Genomic DNA, 6265 nt, shown 5'->3' on the forward strand with positions numbered 1-6265 from the left:
ACGCCAAGCAGCGTGAGGCCGGTCGTGGTGCCGGTGGCCGTCGGGGTCCCGCTGTACTCTTTATGGTTTGCGGTGAAGCTGCCACCGATGGTAACGGTGGTCGGCGTAATCGTGAGTTCGTTGGTGCTGGCGTCACTGACCGTGAAGCCGTCGGTGTTGGTGATCGTCGCCGCTATCTCATACGAACCGATCGCGAGTGGAGTGGTCAGCGTCAGCGACCAGCTGGTGCCACTCTGCACGATGGCGGGCGTCGTGGTGGTCGAGTATTGCACACCATTGGCCACGACCGTCAACACTTCGCCGGTGCCCAGGGTCGCGGTGCCGGAGATGGTTGGGGTCCTCGACGACGTGCTGAGCGCAGTGACGGTAACTGGGCCGGCTGGTCGCGACGTGACGACCATGGTGAGATAGCTGTTGATGCCATCGAGTATTTGCCCGATGGCCGCGTTGCCATTGTCACTTTCTCCGTCGGCGAGCTTTCTCCCCGCGTAGGCCGCGGCATAGCCGCCGACGCTCGATCCGCCGGGATTCGCGCCATTGGTGATCTGGATGGATCCGCCGCTGTAGGTCAGCGTAATCGGCGCGACCGGCCGTGGCAGGAAGCCGATCAGATACGTCGTTCCGCCGCTATTCCGCCAATTGGCCGATGCGGGGATGTCGAGGGTCATGCCATTGGTACGCACAATACGCATCGTGCCGGGGATGTCGTTCCCCTGAATCTCGAACGTCGTGGTGGACGAGCTCTGAATAAAGAAAATGCGCGCGATCTGCAGCGTGGTAAACGTCAACACGCTGTTGGCCGTACCAGCCGAGCTGCCGCGAGTGCCTATAAACCCGCTGGTAAAGGGCACGCTGAGCACGGTCTGTGCGCGAAGCGCCGAGGCAGCTCCTGCGAGCGCCAGCGACATTCCGACGGCGCCGAACGTCCAGCTCCACCGTATTCCCATTACCAGAAAACGCATGAGTAAAACTCACCGTGAATATGACGACGGGCCTGCATCGGCCACGAAGATCCGCAAAATACTATTAACGCTCAGTCCGCTGTAAATGTGCAAGGCAGGGCTGCATTCTTACATTTGGCACGCAGCCTTATTGCCGTGGTGTTTGGTTCTCGTGGCGTTGATTTGGTTTCGCCTTTGCCCTATCGCTCGCGGTACGGAATCTCAGGCCGGCGGCGGACTTGATAGCCGGGCGCGCGGGCGGATCGTATGCTTTCCCATACCGCGCTCCCACGTGACATCCCCATGACTATCCGCCGTCTCATGCGTACCCCACGTTCGTGGTGTCTGGCCGCCTGTCTCCTGCTCGTCATCCCGTCGGAGACCCGCGCACAGGACAAGCACGGCTACCAGACCGACTTCACCCTCGACGACTTCGCCGCCCGGCGCGCGAAGATCTATGACGCGATCGGCTCGCGGGGCATCGCCATCGTGCAAGGGGCCAGCGGTGTGCCCGGCTTCAGCGTATTCCGCCAGTCGAACGACTTCTACTACCTGTGCGGCGTCGAGTCGGCGCACGCGTACCTGCTGCTCAACGGGCGGACGCGCACCTCGACGCTGTATCTCCCGCACCGCGACGACGGGAGGGAACGCTCTGAAGGGAAGATCCTCTCGGCGGAGGATACGGCACTCGTCGGGCGACTCACCGGTGTCGAGCAGGTACGGGGGTTGGAAAGTCTCGCCCGCGACCTGGTGAGCGCCGACCTCATTCGCCCTCCAGCATTGGCTTTGTACACGCCGCTCAGTCCGATGGAGACGGGCAACGACAGTCGTGACGAGCTGTTGTCCGGTCAGGCGCGCGCGGCGAGTGATCCGTGGGATGGCCGACCGTCGCGCGAGGCGCATTTTGCGCGGCTCGTCAAGGAGCGCTTTCCGCAATTCGACGTGCGTGATCTGTCGCCGACGCTCGACGCGATGCGTCTGATCAAGAGCACCGCCGAGATCGCGCTCATTCGCACGGCAACGCAGCTGGCGGGACTCGGCATCATGGAAGCGATGCGATCCACCAGTGCCGGTGTGTATGAGTATCAGCTCGATGCGGCAGCCAAGTACGAGTTCTACGTGAACGGTGCTCGCGGCGATGGCTACGCCTCCATCATTGGCGGTGGTACGAACGCCTTCATGGGGCACTATTTCCGCAAGGCCGACGTGTTGCGCGACGGCGATCTGGTGCTGATGGACTACGCGCCCGACTACCGCTACTACACCAGCGATGTGACGCGCATCTGGCCGGTGAACGGAAAATTCACCGCTGCCCAAGCTGCCCTGTACGAGTACATCGTGGCGTATCGCGACGCGCTCTTCCGCTACATCAAGCCAGGCGTCACCGCTGACGAGATCCTCGATCGTGCGGCGGCGGACATGAAGCAGTACCTGGTTGGGAAGACGTTCGCTTCTCCCGCCCATCTCAAGGCCGTACAACAAGGGTTGGCGTTCCGCGGCCACTTCCAGCACCCGGTTGGCATGGCCGTACACGACGTGGGGCGCGTACGCGGCGTGCCACTGAAACCGGGGATGGTGTTCACGATTGATCCGATGATCTGGATTCCCGAAGAACAGCTTTACATCCGCATCGAAGACATGGCGCTGGTCACGGAAGCGGGCGTCGAGAATCTCAGCGGATTTGTCCCGTCGCGTATAGCCGACGTGGAACGCACGATCGCTGAAGCCGGCGTGATACAATTTCGTCCACCCGTAGCACCAGTGCGCGCATCAGGGAGCACCCGTCGATGAAACAGCACCTCGTCACCACGGGCCTGGCTCTTCTGGGCGCGTTCATGTCGCCCGCGGCGTCGGTCGACACGTACCCCAAGAACCCCAACATCGACGCCCTCAACTACGCGTTCACGATCGAGCTGTCGGATACGACCGACGTGATCGTCGGCGAGTTGGCGCTCGATCTGCGCTTCGTGGGGGCCGGTGTACGTGCCGTGCGCCTCGATCTCATCGGCACCAGCGCGGCGCAGGGCGGCAAGGGGATGCGCGTGGTGAACGTGACGATGAACGGCACCACGATGCCCTACACGCACGCGGACGATGTGCTGTTGGTGCCGCTGGCTTCCGCGCCGACCGTTTCTGAGCGCGCGCGAGTGGTGGTGCGCTACCAGGGCACGCCCGCTACGGGGCTCAAGATCGGCAACAACAAGTACGGCGATCGCACCTTCTTCAGCGACAACTGGCCCGACAAGGCCCGCCATTGGCTACCCACGATCGACCATCCGTACGACAAGGCCACGAGCGAGTTCATCGTCACGGCTCCGAGTCACTATCAGGTTGTGTCCAACGGTCTGCAGATGGAAATCACCGACGTGCCCGGTGGTCGACGCCGCACGTATTGGAAAAACTCGGTGCCGATTGCACCGTGGTTGTACGTGCTGGGCGTGGCGCGCTTTGCGGTACAGCGCGTTGACACATTCGAGGGCAAAGCCATCGAGACGTGGGTGTACGCGCAGGATCGCGACGCTGGGTTTGCCGACTTTGCCACGCCAACGAAAGACGTGCTCGCATACTACAGCGATTACGTGGGCCCCTTCGCCTATGAGCGGTTGGCCAACATACAGTCCAACAGCGTTAGCGGCGGTATGGAGGCGGCATCGGCCATTCTCTACAGCGAAAGCTCGGTAACCGGCACCGGCAGCATGCGCTGGCGTAACGTGGTGATCCACGAGATCGCGCATCAGTGGTTCGGTAATGCCGTCACTGAGTACGACTGGAACGATGTCTGGCTCAGCGAAGGCTTCGCCACCTATTTCACGCTGCTGTACATCGAGCACGCCTATGGTCGCGACGAGTTCGTGCGCGGGCTGCAGTCCAGCCGCAACACCGTGATGAGCTTCGCCGCTAGAAACCCGGCCTACACCATCGTCCACAACAACCTGCGCCGCATGGAGGATGTGACCAGCTCACACACCTACCAGAAGGGGAGTTGGACGTTGCACATGCTGCGTGGCGTGATCGGCCAGGACGCATTCCAGCGCGGCATTCGCGCGTACTACGCGCGGCACTTCAACGGCAATGCCACCACCGCCGACTTCCGCCGAGCTATGGAAGAAGCGTCTGACCAGGAGCTGGGATGGTTCTTCGAGCAGTGGCTCTACAAGCCCGGTACACTCAAGGTGGTGGGTACGTGGACGTACGATGCCGCGGCTCGGCAGGTGCGCATTACGCTCGATCAAGTGCAGACCGACGGCAGCCTGTTCACGATGCCGATGGAGATCGCGCTGTACAGCAAGGGCCAGCCGTCGCCAGCCATCGAGCGGGTGCGGGTGAATGCGAAGTCCAACAGCTTCACCATCAATGCGCCATCGGAGCCAGAAGACGTGCGCCTTGACCCGAACCTGTGGGTGCTGATGGACGCGACGTTTGAGAAGAGGCGCTAGTGCACCGCCGCCTTGGCTTGCGATCCCTACCGGTGTTCGTTGCGGCGTTCGTTGCCGGCTGCTCGTCAGGTTCCGAAAGCGCGCCTGCCGCCGATCTCATTCTGCACCACGGTCATGTGTATACCCTCACATGGCCGGAGCCGTCTACAGAAGGACTGCCGTCCGACAAGGCGCCCTACGACTCCCTCACGGGCTGGCATTACGATGCCACGGCTGTTGTCGTGCGTGATGGGCGCATTGTGTACGTCGGCGCTGACTCCGGCGCGCTCGCGCGCAGGGGGCCGGAAACCCGAGTCATCGATCTGGCGGGCCACGTGATGCTCCCGGGTCTCGTCGACGCGCATACACATGTTGCCGAACTCGGACAGTCGCTCGAGCGCGTGAACCTTACCGGCGTTGCGACCGAGGCTGAAGCGGTGGAGCGTATCGTCCAGCGCGCCGCTGAGACGCCGAAAGGCGAGTGGATCCTGGGCTACGGCTGGGACGAAGGGGCGTGGGCCAACCGCTATCCCGACAAGCGCCTGCTCTCCGCGCGCGTCCCGGATCATCCGGTCATCCTGCGCAGCCTGCACGGTTTCGCCGCGTGGGCGAATCAACGCGCCCTCACGCTCGCCGGCATCACCCGCGAGACAGCGTCGCCTGCGGGAGGTGAGATCCGCACCGACGCTCGCGGAGAGCCTACAGGTCTCGTGCTCAATCGCGCGGTCCCACTGCTCGACGACGCCGTCCCGATCCCCGCGGCGGCACAGCGCGACGCGCAGTTGCTGCGCGCACTGCACGTGATGGCGGCGGCGGGCTACACGGGCGTGCACGAAGCGGGGGTGGCTCCTGACGTGATGGACAGCTTCGAACGACTGGCCGAGCGCGATTCGCTACCGCTGCGAGTGTACGCGATGTTGAGCGCGCGTGACTCGGCGCTGATTCGCCGTTGGATCGTGCGTGGTCCGTTCACGTCTGCCAACGGCATGCTCACGGTGCGCGCCGTGAAGGCGTACTTCGACGGTGCTCTCGGTTCGCGAGGAGCACAGCTGCTCGCCGACTATGCGGACCGTCCCGGGCATCGCGGCGTGAGTGGTGGCGCGTACGGGTTCGACCAGCGGCTCGTGGCCGATGCGATGAGCGTCGGTTTCCAGGTGGGTATTCATGCCATTGGTGATGCGGGCAACCGCGCCACGCTCGACTTCATCGATTCAGTCACGGCCGCCTCGCCAAAGGCTCGCGGACTGCGTCATCGCGTGGAGCACGCCCAGATCATTTCGGTGGCCGATATCGCGCGGTTTGCGACCTTGGGCGTCATCGCCTCCGTGCAGCCTCCGCATGCCGTCGAGGACAAGGGCTGGGCGCAAACGCGTGTCGGCGCCGATCGCATGGCTGGCGCGTATGCCTGGCGCACCTTGCGTCGCGCCGGGGCCGCCCTCGTCTTCTCGTCGGACCTGCCCGGCTCCGACTGGAGCCCGTTTTACGGATTACATTCGGCGATCACGCGTGAGGACACCAGCGGCGCGCCGTCAGGTGGTTGGTATCCGGCGCAGCGCATGACGCCGGAAGAAGCGGTGCGTGGCTACACCGTGTGGAGCGCGCATGCTGCATTCGACGAACATGACGCCGGCACGATTGCCGTGGGAAAGCGGGCCGACCTGACGGTGCTGAACATCGACCCGTTTCGTGCCCAAGGACCCGCCTTGCTACGCGGTGAGGTGGTCACCACGCTGTCCCGCGGTCGCGTGACGTACCAGCGCTGACGGAATGGCGTCACCAGCACCACAAAGGCAACAGCGCGCGACCCGACGGCATCACGTTTACGCAGGGAGTTGGTATCATCGATCTCGAATTCAGCGCGCAGGAGATGCGCGCGATGGCCGATCAGGTCGTGGCGCGCTGCGTGGA

The 6265-nt window shown here is 63.6% G+C and carries 3 protein-coding genes and 1 pseudogene; 3 read left to right on the forward strand and 1 reads right to left on the reverse strand.

Annotated elements, in window-relative coordinates; all coding sequences use genetic code 11:
- Positions 1 to 962: pseudogene (locus ACESNG_RS04555) on the reverse strand (hypothetical protein); the annotation flags it as partial.
- A 282-nt stretch (positions 963 to 1244) separates the two neighbouring features.
- Here ACESNG_RS04555 and ACESNG_RS04560 point away from each other — a divergent pair.
- From ACESNG_RS04560 to ACESNG_RS04570, 3 genes are read left to right on the forward strand one after another with little or no spacing between them, the layout of a single operon-like run.
- On the forward strand, positions 1245 to 2732 hold the full coding sequence (locus ACESNG_RS04560; protein ID WP_373060944.1) for an aminopeptidase P N-terminal domain-containing protein: 1488 nt from the start codon (positions 1245 to 1247) through the stop codon (positions 2730 to 2732).
- Positions 2729 to 4378 carry a M1 family metallopeptidase gene (locus ACESNG_RS04565; protein ID WP_373060945.1) on the forward strand — a complete coding sequence of 550 codons (1650 nt, stop codon included), beginning with the start codon at positions 2729 to 2731 and terminating at the stop codon, positions 4376 to 4378. Before ACESNG_RS04560 ends, ACESNG_RS04565 begins: the two co-directional genes overlap by 4 nt.
- A gap of 17 nt (positions 4379 to 4395) precedes the next feature.
- Positions 4396 to 6120 (forward strand): amidohydrolase, encoded by a 1725-nt coding sequence (locus ACESNG_RS04570; protein ID WP_373067984.1) that lies wholly within the window; start codon positions 4396 to 4398, stop codon positions 6118 to 6120.
- Positions 6121 to 6265: the final 145 nt, after the last annotated feature.

This window comes from Gemmatimonas sp. (genome assembly GCF_041689975.1).
Classification (GTDB): Bacteria; Gemmatimonadota; Gemmatimonadetes; order Gemmatimonadales; family Gemmatimonadaceae; genus Gemmatimonas.

Coding starts and splice junctions, on each gene's coding strand:
- ACESNG_RS04560 (WP_373060944.1), top strand. CDS start 1,245: ATGACTATCCGCCGTCTCATGCGTACCCCACGTTCGTGGTGTCTGGCC.
- ACESNG_RS04565 (WP_373060945.1), top strand. CDS start 2,729: ATGAAACAGCACCTCGTCACCACGGGCCTGGCTCTTCTGGGCGCGTTC.